This window comes from Ferroplasma acidiphilum (genome assembly GCF_002078355.1).
GTDB lineage: Archaea > Thermoplasmatota > Thermoplasmata > Thermoplasmatales > Thermoplasmataceae > Ferroplasma > Ferroplasma acidiphilum.
This window is the reverse complement of record NZ_CP015363.1, coordinates 1,570,083-1,589,527: the sequence shown is the minus strand read 5'-3', so window position 1 is coordinate 1,589,527 and position 19,445 is coordinate 1,570,083. Positions and strand designations below refer to the sequence as shown.

Sequence of the window (19,445 nt, the reverse complement as noted above, 5' to 3'; positions counted from 1 at the left end):
AATGCTTCTTTTTGATGATTACAAAAAAATTATGCTGGACAAAATTAAAACCATATACAGTGTACAGGACAATGACATGGAACTGGGTACAAATTTTGGTGATTTTACACTTAAAATATTTAAATTTAAAGATAACCGTGAGGAGGTTTATTCCAGAATTAAATCAAGCATGGACATGGAGTTTATTGACAGGGTAGAGCTTCAGGGCAATTACATAAATTTTTATATAAAGTCTAGCAAGATGCTGGATACAGTGGAAAATTCTATCGGGACTTTCGGCAAGTACCCAAACACTTTCCAGGATACATCAAAAGCACTCATAGAGCATACAAGCTCCAATCCCACCGGGCCGATACATGTAGGCAGAATAAGGAACTCGATAATAGGCGATTCTATTTTCAGAATAATAGAACGTTATGGAACAAGATCTTTAACCCAGTACTTTGTAAACGATTCCGGCAAACAGGTTATTTCACTGTACCTGGGCCATATTAAATACCACAAAGATGAGGAAATGACAGTGGAAAATCTGCTGGACGGATACCAGAAAATTTACACAAATATCGACAGTGACCCGGATATAAAAAGAGAAGTCCAGGAACTTGATGAAAAATATGAAACAGGGGATAATGAATTAATCAAGGAAATACAGAATACCGCATCCATAGTCCTTAAGTCAATAACAGATTCACTGGCCAAACTGGGCATACATATTTCTACATATGTATGGGAGTCCAATTTTATTATGTATGGCAATGTTGCACAGTTAATAGATTCACTTTCGGAAGACCTGAAGTCAGAGGGAAAGGCTAAATATATCGAAATTGGTGATAAAAAAATATTTCTAACAAGGCAGGATGGGACATCGCTGTATTTTGCCAGAGACCTTGTCTACCATATGTTCAAATCAGAAAATTTCGACTGGATAATCGATGTTTTAGGCGAAGACCACAAAGACCATGCCAAAAATCTTGATTATGTCCTCCATAATTACCTGGATTTCCCATCCCGGATCGACTATCTGTTCTACGGGTTTGTTTCCCTCGATACAGGAAAGATGTCAACAAGAAAAGGAAATATTGTTACTGTTAACGATCTATATGAAAAAACTGTTGAGGAGTCTGCAGCTATAATAAAGCAAAAAAGGCCGGAGTACAGCAAGGAGGAAGTTGATAAAATAAGCAATGCCATAGCAGCATCATCAATCCGTTACAACATTATAAAAATAAATGCCAACAAGCCATTGACATTCAGGTGGGATGAGGCACTCAACTTTGAAGGGGATTCTGCTCCTTATATTATGTATGCATATGCCAGGGCATGCAGCCTGATTTCCAAAACTGGCAATACTGAAAGTTCCACTGAGGAATACAATGAATTCGAGAAGGCGCTTATAAAGGCGATGTATGTTTATCCATACTATTTACAGAATTCAGTTGATTTCCTGAGGGCGGATATAATAGCTGGCTATATCCTTTACCTTGTTAAATCTTTCAATGAGTTCTATTTGAATTGCCCTATAATTGGCAACAGCGAGGAAAATAAAAGAATGAGGATAGTCAGGGCATTTAAGAAAATCATGGAGGATAGTGCAGACCTTCTTGGAATACAGCTTCTGGAAAAAATATAAATTTCCACTAAATGGTTAACCAATAAGCTTATTATAGTATCAATTATCAGTTTTTATGACGAAAACCAAAATAGTGGCCACCTTAGGCCCGGCAAGTTTTGATGAATCTATTATCACAAAAATGGCTGATAAAGGATTGGCCACCATAAGGATTAACACTGCACATATTTCAGAAGGTTATATTACAGATGTCAGCCGCCTTGTTTATAAAATAAATGAGAAATATAATAAGAAACTTGGAATAATGGTGGACCTCAAGGGGCCTGAGCTCAGAACAGGGGAATTTCCCGGTGGAATTTTAAACATAACAGCCGGGAATACATATGGAATTTCAGATAACCCGGGAGTTAAATCTGATATATCCATTAACTACAAAATCTCTGATTATGTTGATAAGGATACACTGATAGCGATAAATGATGGCAGGGTAAGATTCAATGTGGAATCCATCAGCAATGGAGTAATAACAACTAGAGCCATGGATACCGGAACAATACACGATAGGTCAAGGGTAAATATTCCGGGCAAATACATTGACCTTGGAGTCCTTACAGATAGGGACAAAATGTTCCTGGAGGAAGGCCTGAAAAATAATATAAATTTCTATGCACTTTCATTTGTCCAGTCACGTGAAAATGTTTATGAGCTTCAGGACTACATATATGACCGAAAAGGGCAGGGCGATATTATAAGCAAAATCGAAACAAAAAGCGGTTACGATAATTTAGAATCAATTGTGAAAGCTTCTGATTTTATCATGGTCGCCAGGGGAGACCTTGGTGTTGAGCTGCCATTGAAAGAAGTTGCAATGGCCCAGAAAAGGATTATAGACATATCACATAAATATGCAGTGCCAACCATAGTAGCAACACAGATGCTTGAATCTATGGTAAATTCAGATTCACCCACCCGGGCTGAGGTATCGGATGTAACAAATGCCATACTTGATGATACTGATGCTGTTATGCTGTCTGAGGAAACTGCTATCGGAAAATATCCGGTAGAGGCTGTAACATACCTCTACGAGATTTCCAAATATGTAGAATCACAATCCACATCTTTCCCTGAACCGGAGAATTTTATGGTGGATCCCATAGCTTTCTCTGTTGCCAAGGGTGTGAAAATTATGTCAAATACCATTGATGTAAGTTCCATTATTGCAATGACAAGAACAGGCCATACAGCGAAAATATTGTCGGCAATCAGGCCTGTCAATGATATCTATGCTATCGTGCAAACTGAATGGCTTGCAAGGTCTATAAATCTCATGAGGGGCGTAATACCAGTTGTACTGCCGGAAGCACAGGCGAAGGAGGAAAATATATACGATATAATAAATAAAATAGCCCCGCTTGGATTGCTGAATCCAGGGGAAAAGGCCATCGTTGTATCAGGTTCTCCATCCCTATACCTTGGAGGTACAAATAACATCAGGGTTATTTCTATAGGGCGCTTCATTGGCAGGGGGTACCCTGCAGGGCACAACGTAACAGGAAAAATTGATACGGATGCTCCTGAAAACGGAAACATCATCCTTCTTGACAGATATGACAGCAATATCGATTATTCGAAATATAACGCAGCCATAATAAAATCCGATGTTACCAACAGGATAATAGACAAATTCCTGGATGCCGGAAAAACTCTGGTATATAATGCCGAACTGGTTAAACAGATAAACAAAAATACAACAATAAGCATAGATGCCGATACAGGCATCATCACAGAAATATAAATTTATAGATTATCAAAAAGGCTGTTGTTTATAGTATTTATGTAAAGTGCCTTCTTTGAATAATCAACATATACATTTTTTAACTTCAGATATTCGTTTATTCCATATTTGCTGCCTTCTCCTGCCTGACCTGTCATTCTAAATCCTGTATGGTAGCCCTGTGACGCTTCAGGCCCTGGCATGTTTATATAGAGTTCCCCGAATCTGATTTTCTCGGATGCCTCCAGCATGAGTTCAGGGTCTTCAGTGAACAGGTAAGATGCCAATCCAAACTTCGAATCGTTTGCTTTTCTATACATCTCATCTACCCCGGAAATCTTTTCAGTGCCTATAATAGGGCCAAATATCTCATCCTGGAATAATCCGGAATCCTGTGGAACGTTTTCTATTATGGTTGGTGCAAAGAAATACCCGTTTTTATACTTTCCCTGAAGGTCCGGAGTATTGCCGCCTGTGAGTATTTTATACCCGGAATCCTTTGCATTGTTTACTGTCTGTACCATCCCAGCCAGCGCGTTTTTATTTATCAGTGGCCCAACATCGGATGTATCCGGATCCCCTGTTGTCAATTTCTTTGTGATTGCGACAAACTTTGACATAAATTTGTCATATATATCTTCATGTATGTACAATCTCTCTGCAGCTATACACGATTGTCCAACATTGAGGTACTTTGCCCATATTAGGCTTTTCAATGCCCTTATCATATCAGCGTCCTTCCATACGATAAATGGGGCTTTTCCACCAAGTTCCAGAATTAATTTTGCCATATTTGAGGATGCATTTTGCATGATTTTTTGCCCGGTTGAAGTTGAACCTGTCATAGTTACCAGGCCGACCTTTTTATGGTTTACTATATAATCACCTATTTCAGATCCACGGCCTGTTACAAAGTTCAAAACTCCCTTGGGTATTCCTGCTTCTATAAATTTATTGACGATCCAGTTGGCAGTAAGCGGTGTATCTGAACTTGGCTTCAGTATAACGGTATTTCCTGTCAACAATGCCGGTGCAAGCTTTCTCACAACCATAGCTGCCGGAAAATTCCATGGCGTTATTGCAACCACTATGCCATATGGAACTTTATACTGGAATATTTTCCTTTTTGAACTGGACCCTTCCACTATATCTCCTGTTAGCTTCCTTTCAAATTCAGCGTAGTATTGAATCTGGTCAATAACACCATCAACTTCATCTATAGCCTCACGTTTTATTTTTCCAACTTCTAAAGTTAGCAGGTTTTCAAGCTCCCCTCTTTTCTGCGATATTAATTCTACTGCCTTATACAGGATTTTTGCCCTTTCCTGTGTTCCCATATCTGACCATGAGGGAAATGCGGATTCAGCGGAATCCATAGCTGCATCAATATCATCTTTAGTGGCAGCGGGAAATGTATCAAGAACTTCTCCAGTGCTCGGGTTGTACTTGTTTAACGTATTTCCATTTGATGATTCTTTCCATGTTCCATCAATATATATTTTCATAATAAACTATTAATACAATATATAAAAGCCTTGTTAATAGGGTGAAAATATATATAATTTAACCATGCCCGGACCGGTTCCCCGTATTTCAATAAATATAAATAGAAATTAATAATTCCATACAGTAAATTATTGGTGATTATTGATGAACGATGGAGATTTCATAGAATTAAGCTTTGAAATGCGTGCAGGGCAGGATAAAAAATTGATTTCAACTAGCAAGGAAGACTTAGCCAAACAGGAAAATATATTTGACGATAAGAAAAAGTACAAAAATGCAGTTATTGTTATTGGCACAGATGGCCTTTTCAAGGAAATTAACGATTCATTTAAGCAGGCAGAGCTCGGCAAAGAGTACGAGGTAACAGTCCCGGCAAAGGATGCATATGGCATGAGAGATACCAAAAACATTAAGGTTGTCCCCATGAGAGAATTCCAGAGAAATAAGATTAATCCTGAAATTGGAAAAGAAGTAAATATAAACAACAAAGTCGGCAGAATAATATCTGTTACTCCAGGCAGGGTTTTAATTGATTATAACCATGAGCTTGCTGGAAAAGACCTTTACTATAAGTACCAGATTAGCAAGGTTATCGACGATGTCAAGGGAAAAGTAAACGCAATAATAGATATGGACTATTCAGATTCAGATAATTTTGTGGTCGAAATAGAAAATGATTCTATAAGCATTCAGATTCCGGAAGAAGCAAAATTTGACGTTAACTGGATAGATTCCAAGTATAAAATCGTAAACGATATAAGGAAATACATGCCTGAGAAAGACGTAGTTGTAAAAGAACTTTATAAGAAAGAGGAGAAAAAAGAAGAAAAGAAGGAAGAAGCTCCTGCCGAGAACAAGGAGGAGAAAAAAGAAGATTCAAAGGAAAACCAGAAAGACAACGTCAAAGAAACACAATAAATGTTAGACCTTGATAAAATTATTTCTGTGGTTCTGGTTGAACCAAAATACCAGGGCAATATAGGGGCAGTTGCCAGATCAATGGCAAATAGTGGAATAAGCGATCTCAGGATAGTTAAAACCCCTATTGAAACAGAAGCTATTTACCGGTCTATGCATGGCCGTTATATTTTAGAAAATGCAAAAATTTTTAATTCTCTTAAGGAAGCTGTGAGTGGCTTTGAGATAATAGCAGGGACTTCAGATATCTCTAAATCCGGCGAAAAGTTCAGGAGAGTTCCAACCGGGCCTGAAGAGTTCTGGTCAACTAACGGGCTTACAGGGCAGAAAGTTGCCCTTGTATTTGGAAGGGAGGACAACGGTCTCAACTATGAAGAACTGGGAATGTGCAATTTTTTCCTGAAAATAATAGGGAACCCTGAATATCCTGTATACAATTTATCACATGCTGTTGCAATAATACTATATGAAATGATCAAGGCAAACTATTCATGCAATGCTACTATAACACATGACCTCATAGGGCGTGACAAAATTGATACACTTGCAGGAAGGCTTGAAGAATTGCTGGCTAAAATAGACTATAATGAACAGGAAATTGATACGCTCATGAATATGCTCAATCGCATAATAGCACGGGCAAATATAACTGATTCTGAATTTTTTAAAATAATGGGAATCATGCGCCAGACCATAAACAGATTGCAATAAATTGGTTTGGCAAACTTTATCATTAAATATAAGATAAAGAAAGGATTAAGATGCTTTCTGTTCATAAAAGAATAGATGAACTGCCAGTAAGCCCGTTTCTGCTAAAAATCACACTGCTTTCCTCAATGGGTATTTTCATGGATGGCTATGTGCTTTCAATTTACTCAATTGCCATACTTTATATGCGTGATTACTTCCACCTGGTTTCTGGAACGCCATTTTACGTTTATTACATTGCATTCATGGGTTCTTCCCTGTTTATAGGAATGTTCTTTGGAAGCATAATTCTCGGGAACCTCTCCGATAAGTATGGCAGGAAAAAAATATACGAATACGACTTGATTATAACAATGGTATTTCTCATTATGAGTGGCATTTCTACCAATATTCTTGAATTTATAATATTCGAAATTCTGGCAGGTGTGGGAATTGGCGCAGATTATCCAATAAGCTCATCAATTCAGGCAGAATTCTCGCCGAAAAACAAACGTGGCAAATTCCTTGTGTTTAACATATTTTCCTGGACAATCGGTGGTGTTGTCCTTCTGCTTGTGGCAATTCCTGTTATTCTCTACATTCCTGCAGCTATAAACTGGAGAATATTATACCTTACAGGTGCAATTATACCATTTTTCGTTATACTATCGCGGAGAAACCTGCCAGAGAGCCCATTCTGGCTTACAGGAAAAGGAAAAGACAGTGAGGCATTAAAATCATCCAATTACCTGGGCAAATCAGCAGGCATGGAAGTGGATGAACTTCCCGTTGTGGAAAGTGGGAATTCAAAAATCAGGGATTTATTCTCCAAAAAATATCTTTATTATACTATATTCGTCTCAGTTGCATGGTTTTCATACGATGTTTCCAGTTATGGCGTCTGGGAATATACCCCATCTGCTTTTGCTTATAGCAATTCCAACATTGTTATGGTTGTGCTCGCCACCCTCCTTGAGGAATTGCCAGTCTTTATAGGTTTTCTTATATGCATGTACTATGTTGAAAAAACCGGGAGGAAGAGCCTGGAGCTAATAGGTTTTGGCGGTGCCGCTGTTTCTCTTATTATCTTTGCTGCAGTATCAAATTTTATTGCCCTTGGAATACTTCTGACCTTCTTTGCATTCGCAACAATGCACCTTTTCCATAATATGGGGCCAACAAACCTTACCTATGATTATCCTGTGGAGATATTCCCAACAAGGATCCGTGGAACTGCAATGGGTTTTGCCACATCAGTATCCAGAGTAGGTGCTATTGTCGGCACCATAGCATTTCCAATTATACTATTTACACTGCCATTTACATTTGTCCTGATTTTCCTTGTGGTGTTTGAAGTAATAGGTTTTTCCATTACTTTCCTGCTTGCACCGGAGACGAAGGGCAAAAGCCTTAATTGACCTTTTCCTGGCAGCATCTGCCTGTTTGCCGGCAATCAAGCATTGCCCCTGTCTTTCTTTGTAGCTCAGGCATTCAATAAATTTATTAATTAATTATCAATATAGCCCTATGTCGATCAAAGTAGAGAGAAAGACAAGCGTCTATTTAATAGATGTAATAAACAATTTGCTTGAAAGATCGAGGGAAAGCCAGAGCATATTCTGGCGTGATATTGCCTCTCGATTAAATTCTTCAAGAAACCATTACGCAGACGTGAACCTTGGGAAACTTGACAGGGTTGTTTCTGAGGGAGATACTGTGGTTATACCCGGAACACTTCTTTCATCAGGAATACTCCATAAAAAGGTCAGAATTGCAGCGGTAAAAGCAAGTGATAAGGCAAAGCTTAAACTTGCCGAATCAGGTAGCGAGTTCATAGAGTTAAAGGATCTTGCCGATGAAAATCCAAAGGGTACCAATTTAAAAATTATAAAGTGATAAATATGATATATATTGATGGCGACAACCATATTTACGGAAGGCTTTCAACCTATGTGGCGAAACAGCTTCTTTCAGGCGAAGAGGTCGTTATAGTTAATGCTTCTAAAATAGCCATAACAGGAAGCAGGAAGTTTATTCTTGATAAATTTAACCACAGGAGAAATATAGGAAGTGTAAGAAAAGGTCCATACTATCCCAGAACACCGGACCAGATTATGAGAAGATCGGTAAGTGAAATGCTTCCAATAAAGAAAACAAAGGGGCTTGAAGCACTTAAAAGGTGCAAGGTATACAGCGGCATACCAAAATCCTTAACTGATGTTGAATTTGTTAAAATAGACAAGGCTATGAATACAAACGCAACAGGATTTATAACACTGGGAGACATTTCAAAGATATTAGGTGAGAACCAATGAGCAATGAAATACTTACAATAGGAAAGAGAAAAACTGCAGTTGCAAGGGCCATAACCCGCAAGGGCAACGGGAAAGTCTTCATAAACGGCAAACCGGTAGAACTCTATCCTATAGAACTTTTGAGAAATAAAGTCATGGAGCCCCTGAAGATACTGGGAGACAGGGCGAATGAAATAGATATAGAAATAAAGGTAACCGGAGGAGGAAATACCGGGCAAACAGACGCCGCAAGAACTGCAATGGCAAAGGGAATAGTAAAATACTTCTCAGATGACCACGAACTGGAAAACACAATCAGGACATATGACAGGACGATGCTGGTAAACGACATAAGGAGAAAAATGCCGAAAAAACCTATGGGTTCAGGAGCCAGGGCGAAGAGGCAGAAATCATACAGGTGATATCATGATAATACCGGTGAGATGTTTCAGCTGTGGCAAGGTTATCGGTTCCGATTACGTAAGATTTGTAGAAGAATCTAAAAAAATACGCAAGGATACCGGACACGACCCTACTGGCAAAGAAAAATCAGAGATACTTGACAACCTTGGCGTTGACAGGTACTGCTGCAGAAGGATGATACTTTCAAACGCAGACCTGCTGGATGAGGTTATCTCATATTCCTGAATATCCATAAAAATTTATAATTAATATTATGTGCAGAATTATAATATAATTTCTGCTATTGAAAATTTTTATATCCTATCTGGATATTCATAACACAAGGGACCGTGGGGTAGCTTGGTATCCTACCAGCTTGGGGTGTTGGTGACTCCGATTCAAATTCGGACGGTCCCATTTATACAGATTAGAGCATTTTACCATTTTTATACCAGCAAAAATTTTAACAAATCCAGTTTATTTTGTACGTTCTATAAGTTGATAAACCCTATATATGCTGTAATACAATTAGTTAGGTGTGCCTAACAAACATTTAAATATACACTTTGGCTAACCTAAAAATACAACACAACCCTATTGTATTGTAGGTTCAGGGATGTAGCTAATGGACGTAGACGATTTACATAAAAGGCGGAGATTATTAAACAGGGATACCATCGCCCTATTCGGGCCTGCATGGCTTGTCATGATGGCTGATATGGATGCCTCCTCATATATTGGAGCAGCACAAACCGGTGCAACTCTTGGATACGGCTTAATATGGCTTATGCTCATTCTTATAATACCGCTATATGTGATTCAGGAACTTGCTGGAAGGATCGGGATAGCAACTAAAGGCGGGCTTGGGGACATTGTCAGGAAGAATTACGGGAAAAGAATAGCATCCATTGTTGCTTTGCCCATGGCTTTAACCGATACGGTAACCTATGGCATTGAATACCTTGGAATAGGAATAGGCCTGGAAATAATGGGCCTTTCAATTTATTATACTATTCCAGTTATATATGTTATACACATATTAATTGTTACAAGAAAAAAATATAGCGAGGCTGAAAAGCCCCTTATTATAATTTCACTGCTTTTGATAATCGCATTGCTTCTATCGCTGGCATTGAGAGGCATTATACCTGTGTCATCACCTCTGGCCAACCCCATATTGATAAAACCTACCGCAGGGTATTTCTTCCTGCTTGCAGCTAATGTTGGTGCAGTAATAATGCCATTTATGATATTCTTCCAGGCATCAGCTACCGGGTTGAAACTCGGTGATCTGGATGGTGGACATATAAGAATTACACGGCGCAGGTCTCTCAGAATAATGCGCAAAGAAACACTCGCCGGAGCCATAGTGACTGAACTTCTTATGGTTATTGCTGAAATGGCTTTTGCGGGAATCCCACATGCAAATCATTCATCCTTTTTTGCAACTCCACAGCAACTTGGCAAAGTACTTATTCCGGTAGCAGGGTCTTTCTCACCAATTATCCTCGGAATAGGATTAATAGCTGCAGGTTTTATTGCACTTATTACCATATCCCTCGGGAGTGCATGGGGCATAGCTGAATCTCTTAACCTGAAAAAGAAATCATACTGGATTATATATATACTTGAAAGCCTGCCAGCCGTAGTAGCAATAATGCTTATCAACCCATCAAGCATGATAGCAATTGTCCTGTATCTCCTTATATTCTTTGTTTTTGCATTGATTGCACCTCTGGCAATGATGTGGATAATTGGCAGAAACAAAAATATAATGGGGGACCTTGTATTATCAAGGAAAAATGAGGTTGTATACCTTCTCATGTTTGGATTAATAATAGCTACTGCATGCATAGCGGTTACAACATAAACCGCATTGCCGGTATTCAATACATATGAATTTTAATTAACGTACTATCCTCTCTGTATAGTGCAGCAGAGATTTCTCCATGCATGCCCACAAAAACGAACGAACAAATGAGGTACCTGAAGATATCGCCAGATAATGTTGTAAAAAGATCCAATTAATATTATAAAAAATTTATTATTGTGCTATTGTTTGTACTGTCCCATTATTATTTCCTTTATATACTGTATGAATTTATATTTTTTCATTTTACCACCATTTTATTTTTATATGCCATTGCTGGTGTAACTATATTATCACCATCTGACAGTGAGTCATGCATCCTTTCATAGTTGTAATGGTATACTACCTCTTCCCAGGTACTGAAATATGGCCTTAAACGTTTTATGGTATAGTTTAATCTCTCCAGTTTTCCATTTGTTTCAGGGTGTTTTACCCTTCCAAGTATGTGTTTTATATTACTGTTATCTAAGTATTCCTGGAACTTATTGTGATCTCCAGGTATTCCATTCTTACCATTTGAAAAGAACTGTGTTCCATGGTCTGTTAATATCTCTTCAGGCTTACCGTAAGTGTTTATTGCTATTTCCAGTGCTTCTATTGTATTATCTATTGTTTCCTCACCGTATATTCCCATTCCTACTATGAACCTTGAAGCATCATCTTCTATTATTATTAACTTCTCACTGTCACTGTATTTAGTCCAGTCCATATGCCATAGTGAGTTGCTATGTTTCCTCTCATATTTTATATATTTTCTCTGTTTCTTCTTATTATTGCTGTTATCAACCATATTTAATAATAACAGTATTCTGTATATATTGTTTTTAGCTATTATTATCCCCTTTCTTTTAAGGTATTTCCTTATTCTTTCAGGTCCTGACATAGGGTATTCATATCTTATTTTTTTAACTATTTCTATATCCTTGCTGTTTAATTCCCTATGTTTCCTTTTACCTATTGTATATTCTCCATTATCCCTGTATTTTTTGTATATGTAATTTACATACCTTGTTGTTATTTTCATTTCCTTAGCTATTTCTGTAGATGATCTTCTCTTATTTTTCTCCCTTATTATATATTTTATTTTTTTCTCATTTAACTTCATTCTGGGCTTATATTCTTTTATTATATTTTTAGAGGGTATATATAGGAAATATTTACGGGACAATATAATTGTGCTATTGTTTCTACCTGTTCCTTAGAACTTTTCGGACCAAGAACCCATATATCGACAACAACTATGGCTATGAAAACCCATATTATCCCGAAACTTGCAAGAACACCATGCGGCAGGAATATATCAACTATAAACAGTGTTAAAATTGCAGTTGATACCCTGCTGACTGCATATACTGTTCCGGCAGCTGTTGGCCTGATTCTTGTAGGGAATATTTCTGCCTGGTAAGCGTGGTAGAAATTTGAGAAATTCCATAGCAGGAATGTTGTTATGAATCCGAATATTACAATCAGATATACATTTGACACCACTGCAAATGCAGTTCCAAATATTCCTGCGAGGACAGCGGTGCCTATTATTCCCCATTTTCTTTCAACTTTGTCTATTATGAACAGATTGAATACTGACCCAAAGAAGAATCCAGCATATATCAGGAATGTAAATTCCAGAGTTTTTGGCAGGTCAAAGCCCTTATCAATAAGGAATAATGGGGATAGTGCTGTAAATCCATAGAATATGCCGGATTGGAAGAACTGGAAGATAATCATCATTATTGACCTTTTCCTGACATCCGGTTCGAAAATATCCTTGTATTTGCTTCTGTTTTGTTCAATGGGGGTATTCGTTGTAACAGGCGGGAGTTCCTTTAGATGTTTTCTCTCCATAGTTTTCTGTTCCCACTCAGTGGTAATTTCGTTGGCTTTTTTGTATTCTCCATGTACCTCAAGCCATCTTGGTGATTCCTTAAGCCTTGTCCTGACGGCCCATATTGCGAATCCAACCACAGCCATGAACCAGAATAGTATTCTCCATGAGTAATAAGTCGGCGCTATTATATCCATTTCATATGTCAGGAACGCTATGACAAAGCCAGCTGTTACAGCTATTGTATAAACCCACGCCAGACGGTTGCCACGAACCTTTGCTGGCATCATTTCAGTGGTAAATGAGTCCACCAGGGGGAACTCACCACCAACACCTATGCCACCTATAAATATGAATACGGCGATTAGGAATGGATCTGACATGAATCCAGCTATAAGCATTCCGAATGAAAATACCAGAAGATTATAAAGGAAGACAAATTTTCTTCCCCTCCTATCTGCGAGCCATCCAAAGAACGCACTTCCCACAAACTCCCCGAGGAAGAATGCAGTAGTTATAATAGTAGCACCAAGGCTGTGTGTAATTCCCAATACAGATACAACCAGTGCTAAAATTGCACCATTGCCCAGCAACATCAAAGTTTCAGCCCACTCTCCACCGGCTACCATCAGCAGGAAATCTCTCTGCACTGAACTGAATGGAATCCGTTCAAGCCTGTCTGAAACACTACCTTCATAAGGTTTATTTTGCATAAAAATGCATATTAGAAGTATATATAAAGTAGTATTATAATATGTTAGATCAAATATAGCTTATTTAATCATTGTTTTTATTGCCTCTTCTATCCGGGTATCACTATAACCCAGATCAGACAGTATTTTTTTGGTACAATTTCCAAGTGTTGGTGCGTTATTATTCTGCGCCACCGAAAACGGGAGCCTTGGGACTTCATAGCTATTATTGTTGTAATTCATATTTACCATATATTTCAGAGCCTGCGGGTCATGCAACAGATCCCAGGGCTTATTAAGTGTTCCGTAACTTATATTATATAAATCCAGTACATTTTTTATCTCTTCATACTTCATAGATAATAGCTTCTTCTGAATTAATGGTATAAGAAAATCTCTGTGCATATACCTTGCATTGTTGCTGGAAAATTTTTCATCCGTGATTATGCTTTGCAGCCCAAAACCTTCACAGAATTTTTTCCACTGGTCATCCGTGGCTACAGCTATGAAAAGTTTCTTATTATCAGATGACATAAAATAGTCATATATACCCCATGCGAAATTCATTTCATTTATAGGTTCCAGATCCTTTTTTTCTATCTCGTATGTTGCTATATGCTGCCCTGCCAGAAACATTGCAGTTTCAAAAAGGCCTATTTCTACCAGCCCGCCCTTATTTTCTGAAATTAACTGGAAAGCCTTTGTAACACCAAGTATAGCAGCTACCATGTCTACTATTGATGCACCCATTCTCATCGGCCGATCTTTTGTCCCGGTCATATAAGCAAGGCCAGATTCTATTTCTATTGGATAATCAAGGGATTTTCTATTTTCGTAAGGGCCTTCCATATATCCCTTTATGGATACATATATGATTCGGCTATTGATTTTTTTAACATCTTCATAGGAGAATCCAATTTTTTTCATAGTGCCGGGTGCCATATTTTCCACAATAATATCTGCAGTACTCAAAAGTTTAGTCAGTACTTCTTTTCCAAAATCTGTTTTAATATCCAGTTCAAGGCTTTTTTTGCCCCTGTTATAATACATAAATGTTCCAGCGCTGGTTCCGTTTAATTCCCTTGATATATCACCGCTGCATGGTTTTTCAACTTTTATAACCTCGAATCCCATGTCAGCAAAAATTAATCCTGCAGTGGGCCCTGCTACTATCTGCCCCAATTCTATAACCCTCTTCATATGGCACCATCAGCGATTTTTATAATATCCTTGACTGGCAAAGCCTCACCACGGATAGCAGATTCATCCTTAATCATAGACACTATTCTCCCTATTTTTTCCTTATCATATGCTACATTATTGTTATCCAGTATCTCCATAATCATTTTCTTCCCGGTGTAAACGTTCACAGAATAATTTTTTTCGGTAAAGGCATTCCCATAGGCTACATGGGTTCCGGCCGTCTGTATTCCAGAATTGTTTCCATATATGGGCAAATTATCTGTAAAGAAATTAACGCCAATTTTCTTTAAAATAAGATTATACATATAATTATATGCTTTTCTAATGCCCTTTATATCCAGTGACTTTTCCAAATTATTTTTCATCAGATAATCTGCCAGTGTTATGGAATCAGCAATGCCATTCCTTTCTCCAGTGGCAAATATTGTTGTATCTATATAATCGGCACCTGCCGATATTGCTGATACTGTATTGGCTACTGCCATCCCATAGTCATTATGGCAATGGGCTTCTATTTTTATATTTGTGGCTTTTCTTGCAGCTTCAAATACATTTTTTATGGCTGCAGGATTCATTTTACCACGTGTATCCGGCAGCTGGACCACATCAACATTTAACTCCTCCATCCTGAGGCAAAATTTTGTTATCTGGTCAACGCTAAACATATCTATATCCACAAAGCCAACTTCAACAAGTTTTCCCAGTGTACACGCATATTTTATGTTTTCATATATCGGATCCAGATTATCAAGTTTAAATGGCAGGTGAAGTGAAATATTAGCCCCGGTTGCATTAATCATATCGATGTCTTCCTTTACTGTGCGCCCGAGCCCGAATACCTGCTGGAAATATTTGCCATCCACAATAGCAGCTGTGACATCAAATTCAGATTTATGTGCCGGTGGATAGGCAACAAGTGCCCGCTCAATTCCGGCAGAAGAAATAAGTTTTGCAAGTTCTATCTTTTCATCATAAGACATGGCAAATCCGGGAGTCTGCATTCCCTCCCGCAAAGTATCATCAGTTAACATGATGTATTATTGTATGCCACTATATAATCTGTTAATATAACATATTATAGCATGAAACCAGCTGTGGGGTATGATTGCCAATCAAAAAATTTTAATGATGGCTGCGTCCCAAGAAATTCAATGAAATAAGTACTATGCTGTTTAAACCGTCATTTGCAATATTGCATGTTAATTAAAGTTATATACTCGATTGGGCTATTTTGCTATGTATTTCCTGAGCGTGCATGTAGCTGGGGACTGTAGCCTATCAAAATCAACCGAAAACAACGAATCAAAGATTATAATATCGAATATTTATAATATGAGGGATAGTGCAAATTCCCTGATAGCATATTCCATAGGAAGTGACATAAATAACATATACAGGCGGGATTTCAGCACAATAAGATTCATCAAGGGGAAATATGCCAACATGTTCATAGGCACAAAAAAAGGGCATAATATAATGCAAGCCATAAACGAAAGTGGCGGAATTCCAATGTATCCTTTCATTGCGTTTAATGGCGGAGAGAGTTATTTTATTATGCACTTTGATAAATCTTCTATGATGCGTGATTTAGAACTTATAGAAAAGAATAATAAAATAAAGTATTTTGATTATACATCTGTGAGTTCAGGAGATAGCATAATGGATATATCGAGGAATCTAAACCAGGAAATGAACATGATGCGCCTTACACCGACAGAAAAAAAGATAATTCAGGAAGCATACAATAGCGGATACCTGGATTGGCCAAGGACCACAAGCCTTGATGATATAGCACGCAGGTTTTCCATCTCGAAACCCACCGCATTATTGCACATAAGAAATGCAGAAAAAAAGATCCTATCATGTTTTATTGCCAGGCATTGATGAAAGGGCTGATTCATGCTGAACTATGCCAATTACTTACGGTCATCGGGATTGCATCCCTGCAATGGCAATTCAACAGCAATAACATGGCGCAGCCAGTAAAATCCGGATAAAACAAAGCCTATTTTTTGCTTTTCAGCATGCAGTGCATGTAACCTCTTAAACCATAAAAATTCCTGATAACATATGTAGGCGAGAATAGGTCTTTCATATTCAGCCTATGGGACAATTCAAGTGTTTTGCCATACTTTTCCTTTAGCTGGCGCCTTCCGTATCCGTTCCAGTATGCCTGTTTTTTGAAATCCCTGAAAGTTTCCCTAGTTTTGGTGTACACAATGCAGGTATCACATACTGCATATTTCGCACCGGATTTTACTGCCCGTATATTCATATCAATATCCTCGGCAGTTACAAAATTTTCATCGAAGCCACCTATGCTTTGAAAAAGCGATTTTGAATACATTAAATTAGAGGAAGGGCGCGTAACCTCAAATCCCTCATAATAAAGCCTGAACCTTTCCATAGAATATCTCATATTGCCTGTATTGATGCTTTTACCGGCAACAAGGTTATAATTTTGTGTTAAAGCCCTTAAATTTTTAATCCACGCCTCACCTGCTATTGCATCGCCATCGATGAATGCAAGATAATCATAATTTGATTTCGATGCGCCATAATTCCTTCCGCCGCCCCTGGTTGTTTTTTTCCTATAATATTTCACGAAATCATATTTTTCAGCGTACTCCTTCAGTATTTTCGGGGTTTTATCCGTGCTCATGGAGTCAACTACAATAACCTCAAATGGTTGTTCCTGGGAAATCAGGGAAACCATAAGGTCCCTTATATTTTTCTCTTCGTTAAGAACAGTTATAATCGCTGAAATGCCTTCCATCTAAAAACTTACCAGTCCATCCTCTGTGTTTCCCTTTCTTTTTTAGTATTCTTCTTGTACTCCTTGTAATGAACTTTACATAGATGGACCTTGGTTTTCTCTTCCTTCAATGAGAAAACCTTTCCGGCCAGGTCAGCTGGCACTGTTTGAAAACTTTTTTCATTGCATCCTTTGACATCACATATTTTTTCCATGGATTAGCAATATAATATCTGCTTATAATTTTTTACCTTTTTCAATATAAGAACAGACTCCGTGGGAACTAAGCATTTTTGCAAATGAACCTGAAATATACAGAATGTCATTCCTGTGCAGATAATAATCCCTATCAGGTTGCGCTATTGGTGGCTGGTCTTTAATTATCCTCACAAGCACCATTTCTTCTGCAACAGGTGCTTCTTCGATTTCAGGCTCTGTAATAGTTTTCTCAGGAGGTTCTTCCACAGTCTTTTCTTCTTCAGGCATTTCTGGAATTTCCTCTGTTTGCCTTGTTATGCCGGTAAAATCATCGTAGTACCCCTTCATCTGGGCGTTCAATTCCTTCATTATATTCTTTTCCTCGGGGCTCATATTGTAAAGGTATTCCTCTATTTCATCATAAACGGAGTACTTCCCGATTTTCTCGAATCTTACCTGAAAAAATGCCTTAAAATTTTTCCTTACCTCATCAAGGAGTTTAGTTATTTCCATATACTCGGTTATATCGCTGGACACAACCCTATCTTTTTCCTCTGTTAACTCAACAAACAATGAATGTATATTTTTGTAAAAATTAGGCTCTATCCTGTTCAATTTTCTGGATTTTCGTTCAGAAAACAACATTGCCTTAAGGTCTTCCAGTAATTTATCATATTTGCTGATGTCGATCATTATCATTACGAATACCATAGCCATTTAAATATTTATCACTAAAAGGATTTTATTGTGCCAACTTATTAATAAATCCTGGAACGCAATATAGATGATAATAATATAGCATTAAATAATCATCTGTCGAAGAATTCCTTCCTGTAAATCCTGAAAGGCACTTCCTCAAAAATCCTGTGAAATATTTCATCATAATTCTCGTATAAATTTTTTATCATTTCAGCCCTTTTCGGCACCGAGTATACAGGAATAACCTTGCCAGGCTTGTCTTTCTGGTCTGTATAATCTGTTTCCAGTAAGAAATCCCTGCCAGAGCTTACTGCAGTCTTTATATTGCTCCTTGAAGCAACAAATGATCTGGTTATGCTATCATTAAAATAGATATCCGTGGCATTTGCATGGTGCTTTATTACCCTATCAATGCTGTAATGCATCTTAATTATGGATTCTACCCTTAAATAGCCCTCTTCATCCATGTCCTCTGTATGCAGGATCAAAGGAATATCATGGTCATGGCATACATCCAGTGCATATTCCAGAATAACCCCTGAATCGCTGTAGACTTTTTCATCAACGGGAAAATGTGGATACCCTATCTCTCCCATGGCATCAGCATCTCCGGCTGTTATAATGGATGCTGCCATGTCTATTCCTCTCTTCATTTCATCTACAGGGTCTTTCCGGGCAGATTGGAAATAGAAATAATCCAGTGGATATGGCCCTATTGTAATTACCGTATCCACCCCGGTATTTCTAACTGTCTTTGCCACATCTATGGTTTCCCTGTACAGTTTTTCATAATGTGAATCTGGCGTATAGAAATAATCCGGAAAATTAACCATGTTCATGGATGTTCCTCCATATTTCAAAAATTCTTTTGCTGCATCAACGTAATACCCATTTCTACGTATATGGGCAAAATTGTCAAATACAGTTCTATAGGGTGACATATGCACACATAAAATCTAGTGATATATCCCTTGTGTTTGCCACTATTTAATTATCCTGTATTTAACATTTTTTTCTTTTACGGGATTAGGGAAAATTTTATAATGAAATATACA

The 19,445-nt window shown here is 37.9% G+C and carries 20 protein-coding genes and 1 tRNA gene; 12 read left to right on the top strand and 9 right to left on the bottom strand.

The annotated features are described in order from the left end of the window. The first annotated feature begins 1 nt into the window (after position 1). Complete coding sequence (argS, locus tag fad_RS07900) at positions 2–1,630, top strand: arginine--tRNA ligase (protein WP_009886737.1); 1,629 nt, start codon at positions 2–4, stop codon at positions 1,628–1,630. Positions 1,631–1,685: 55 nt separating this feature from the next. After that, on the top strand, positions 1,686–3,365 hold the full coding sequence (pyk, locus tag fad_RS07895) for a pyruvate kinase (RefSeq protein ID WP_009886736.1): 1,680 nt from the start codon (positions 1,686–1,688) through the stop codon (positions 3,363–3,365). A 2-nt stretch (positions 3,366–3,367) separates the two neighbouring features. Here pyk and fad_RS07890 read toward each other — a convergent pair whose 3' ends face one another. Beyond that, a complete protein-coding gene (locus fad_RS07890; RefSeq protein ID WP_009886735.1) occupies positions 3,368–4,849 on the bottom strand; it encodes a D-glyceraldehyde dehydrogenase in 1,482 nt (493 codons plus the stop codon). A 145-nt stretch (positions 4,850–4,994) separates the two neighbouring features. Between fad_RS07890 and fad_RS07885 the strand changes: the two genes are divergently transcribed. The 9 genes from fad_RS07885 (at position 4,995) to fad_RS07845 (ending at position 11,021) form a co-directional block, all read left to right on the top strand. After that, positions 4,995–5,768 carry an FKBP-type peptidyl-prolyl cis-trans isomerase gene (locus fad_RS07885; protein ID WP_081142980.1) on the top strand — a complete coding sequence of 258 codons (774 nt, stop codon included), beginning with the start codon at positions 4,995–4,997 and terminating at the stop codon, positions 5,766–5,768. Next, positions 5,769–6,479 carry an RNA methyltransferase gene (locus tag fad_RS07880; protein ID WP_081142979.1) on the top strand — a complete coding sequence of 237 codons (711 nt, stop codon included), beginning with the start codon at positions 5,769–5,771 and terminating at the stop codon, positions 6,477–6,479. A gap of 50 nt (positions 6,480–6,529) precedes the next feature. Further along, positions 6,530–7,873 (top strand): MFS transporter, encoded by a 1,344-nt coding sequence (locus tag fad_RS07875; RefSeq protein WP_081142978.1) that lies wholly within the window; start codon positions 6,530–6,532, stop codon positions 7,871–7,873. Between the two features lie 109 nt (positions 7,874–7,982). After that, positions 7,983–8,351, top strand: a complete 369-nt coding sequence (locus tag fad_RS07870; RefSeq protein WP_081142977.1) for a 50S ribosomal protein L18e — start codon at positions 7,983–7,985, stop codon at positions 8,349–8,351. 5 nt (positions 8,352–8,356) lie between these two features. After that, on the top strand, positions 8,357–8,770 hold the full coding sequence (locus fad_RS07865; RefSeq protein ID WP_009886730.1) for a 50S ribosomal protein L13: 414 nt from the start codon (positions 8,357–8,359) through the stop codon (positions 8,768–8,770). Further along, positions 8,767–9,171 carry a 30S ribosomal protein S9 gene (locus fad_RS07860; protein ID WP_009886729.1) on the top strand — a complete coding sequence of 135 codons (405 nt, stop codon included), beginning with the start codon at positions 8,767–8,769 and terminating at the stop codon, positions 9,169–9,171. Before fad_RS07865 ends, fad_RS07860 begins: the two co-directional genes overlap by 4 nt. Positions 9,172–9,175: 4 nt before the next feature. After that, entirely contained in the window at positions 9,176–9,397 is a 222-nt protein-coding gene (locus fad_RS07855) for a DNA-directed RNA polymerase subunit N (RefSeq protein ID WP_009886728.1), read from the top strand. Between the two features lie 98 nt (positions 9,398–9,495). Beyond that, positions 9,496–9,568, top strand: a tRNA-Pro gene (locus fad_RS07850). A 208-nt stretch (positions 9,569–9,776) separates the two neighbouring features. Then, on the top strand, positions 9,777–11,021 hold the full coding sequence (locus fad_RS07845; RefSeq protein ID WP_081142976.1) for an NRAMP family divalent metal transporter: 1,245 nt from the start codon (positions 9,777–9,779) through the stop codon (positions 11,019–11,021). A 241-nt stretch (positions 11,022–11,262) separates the two neighbouring features. Here the strand turns inward: fad_RS07845 and fad_RS07840 are convergent, their stop codons facing one another. From fad_RS07840 to fad_RS07825, 4 genes are read right to left on the bottom strand one after another with little or no spacing between them, the layout of a single operon-like run. After that, on the bottom strand, positions 11,263–12,126 hold the full coding sequence (locus fad_RS07840) for an IS481-like element ISFac5 family transposase (protein WP_009886695.1): 864 nt from the start codon (positions 12,124–12,126) through the stop codon (positions 11,263–11,265). A 20-nt stretch (positions 12,127–12,146) separates the two neighbouring features. Beyond that, complete coding sequence (locus fad_RS07835) at positions 12,147–13,556, bottom strand: MFS transporter (protein WP_081142975.1); 1,410 nt, start codon at positions 13,554–13,556, stop codon at positions 12,147–12,149. Positions 13,557–13,616: 60 nt separating this feature from the next. Next, positions 13,617–14,735: a CaiB/BaiF CoA transferase family protein gene (locus tag fad_RS07830; RefSeq protein WP_081142974.1), complete on the bottom strand. Its 1,119-nt coding sequence runs from the start codon at positions 14,733–14,735 to the stop codon at positions 13,617–13,619. Next, a complete protein-coding gene (locus fad_RS07825) occupies positions 14,732–15,769 on the bottom strand; it encodes a hypothetical protein (protein WP_081142973.1) in 1,038 nt (345 codons plus the stop codon). The genes fad_RS07830 and fad_RS07825 overlap by 4 nt, the downstream gene beginning before the upstream one ends. Positions 15,770–15,974: 205 nt before the next feature. Between fad_RS07825 and fad_RS07820 the strand changes: the two genes are divergently transcribed. After that, a complete protein-coding gene (locus fad_RS07820; RefSeq protein WP_081142972.1) occupies positions 15,975–16,622 on the top strand; it encodes a helix-turn-helix domain-containing protein in 648 nt (215 codons plus the stop codon). A 121-nt stretch (positions 16,623–16,743) separates the two neighbouring features. On the opposite strand, the gene fad_RS07815 is transcribed toward fad_RS07820, so the two are convergent. The 4 genes from fad_RS07815 to fad_RS07800 form a co-directional block, all read right to left on the bottom strand. Beyond that, a complete protein-coding gene (locus tag fad_RS07815; protein WP_081142971.1) occupies positions 16,744–17,514 on the bottom strand; it encodes a glycosyltransferase in 771 nt (256 codons plus the stop codon). Between the two features lie 8 nt (positions 17,515–17,522). Beyond that, the gene (locus fad_RS07810) at positions 17,523–17,708 is read right to left on the bottom strand and encodes a hypothetical protein (RefSeq protein ID WP_081142970.1); all 186 of its coding nucleotides are present in this window, start codon (positions 17,706–17,708) and stop codon (positions 17,523–17,525) included. 22 nt (positions 17,709–17,730) lie between these two features. Continuing rightward, the gene (locus fad_RS07805) at positions 17,731–18,384 is read right to left on the bottom strand and encodes a hypothetical protein (RefSeq protein ID WP_155951148.1); all 654 of its coding nucleotides are present in this window, start codon (positions 18,382–18,384) and stop codon (positions 17,731–17,733) included. A 116-nt stretch (positions 18,385–18,500) separates the two neighbouring features. Further along, positions 18,501–19,331 (bottom strand): TatD family hydrolase, encoded by an 831-nt coding sequence (locus fad_RS07800; RefSeq protein ID WP_081142968.1) that lies wholly within the window; start codon positions 19,329–19,331, stop codon positions 18,501–18,503. Positions 19,332–19,445 lie beyond the last annotated feature (114 nt).

Coding starts and splice junctions, on each gene's coding strand:
- fad_RS07800 (WP_081142968.1), bottom strand. CDS start 19,331: ATGTCACCCTATAGAACTGTATTTGACAATTTTGCCCATATACGTAGA.
- fad_RS07820 (WP_081142972.1), top strand. CDS start 15,975: ATGTATTTCCTGAGCGTGCATGTAGCTGGGGACTGTAGCCTATCAAAA.
- fad_RS07845 (WP_081142976.1), top strand. CDS start 9,777: ATGGACGTAGACGATTTACATAAAAGGCGGAGATTATTAAACAGGGAT.
- fad_RS07815 (WP_081142971.1), bottom strand. CDS start 17,514: ATGGAAGGCATTTCAGCGATTATAACTGTTCTTAACGAAGAGAAAAAT.
- fad_RS07875 (WP_081142978.1), top strand. CDS start 6,530: ATGCTTTCTGTTCATAAAAGAATAGATGAACTGCCAGTAAGCCCGTTT.
- fad_RS07860 (WP_009886729.1), top strand. CDS start 8,767: ATGAGCAATGAAATACTTACAATAGGAAAGAGAAAAACTGCAGTTGCA.
- pyk (WP_009886736.1), top strand. CDS start 1,686: ATGACGAAAACCAAAATAGTGGCCACCTTAGGCCCGGCAAGTTTTGAT.
- fad_RS07825 (WP_081142973.1), bottom strand. CDS start 15,769: ATGTTAACTGATGATACTTTGCGGGAGGGAATGCAGACTCCCGGATTT.
- fad_RS07885 (WP_081142980.1), top strand. CDS start 4,995: ATGAACGATGGAGATTTCATAGAATTAAGCTTTGAAATGCGTGCAGGG.
- fad_RS07890 (WP_009886735.1), bottom strand. CDS start 4,849: ATGAAAATATATATTGATGGAACATGGAAAGAATCATCAAATGGAAAT.
- argS (WP_009886737.1), top strand. CDS start 2: ATGCTTCTTTTTGATGATTACAAAAAAATTATGCTGGACAAAATTAAA.
- fad_RS07835 (WP_081142975.1), bottom strand. CDS start 13,556: ATGCAAAATAAACCTTATGAAGGTAGTGTTTCAGACAGGCTTGAACGG.
- fad_RS07865 (WP_009886730.1), top strand. CDS start 8,357: ATGATATATATTGATGGCGACAACCATATTTACGGAAGGCTTTCAACC.
- fad_RS07830 (WP_081142974.1), bottom strand. CDS start 14,735: ATGAAGAGGGTTATAGAATTGGGGCAGATAGTAGCAGGGCCCACTGCA.
- fad_RS07880 (WP_081142979.1), top strand. CDS start 5,769: ATGTTAGACCTTGATAAAATTATTTCTGTGGTTCTGGTTGAACCAAAA.
- fad_RS07810 (WP_081142970.1), bottom strand. CDS start 17,708: ATGGAAAAAATATGTGATGTCAAAGGATGCAATGAAAAAAGTTTTCAA.
- fad_RS07805 (WP_155951148.1), bottom strand. CDS start 18,384: ATGATCGACATCAGCAAATATGATAAATTACTGGAAGACCTTAAGGCA.
- fad_RS07870 (WP_081142977.1), top strand. CDS start 7,983: ATGTCGATCAAAGTAGAGAGAAAGACAAGCGTCTATTTAATAGATGTA.
- fad_RS07840 (WP_009886695.1), bottom strand. CDS start 12,126: ATGAAGTTAAATGAGAAAAAAATAAAATATATAATAAGGGAGAAAAAT.
- fad_RS07855 (WP_009886728.1), top strand. CDS start 9,176: ATGATAATACCGGTGAGATGTTTCAGCTGTGGCAAGGTTATCGGTTCC.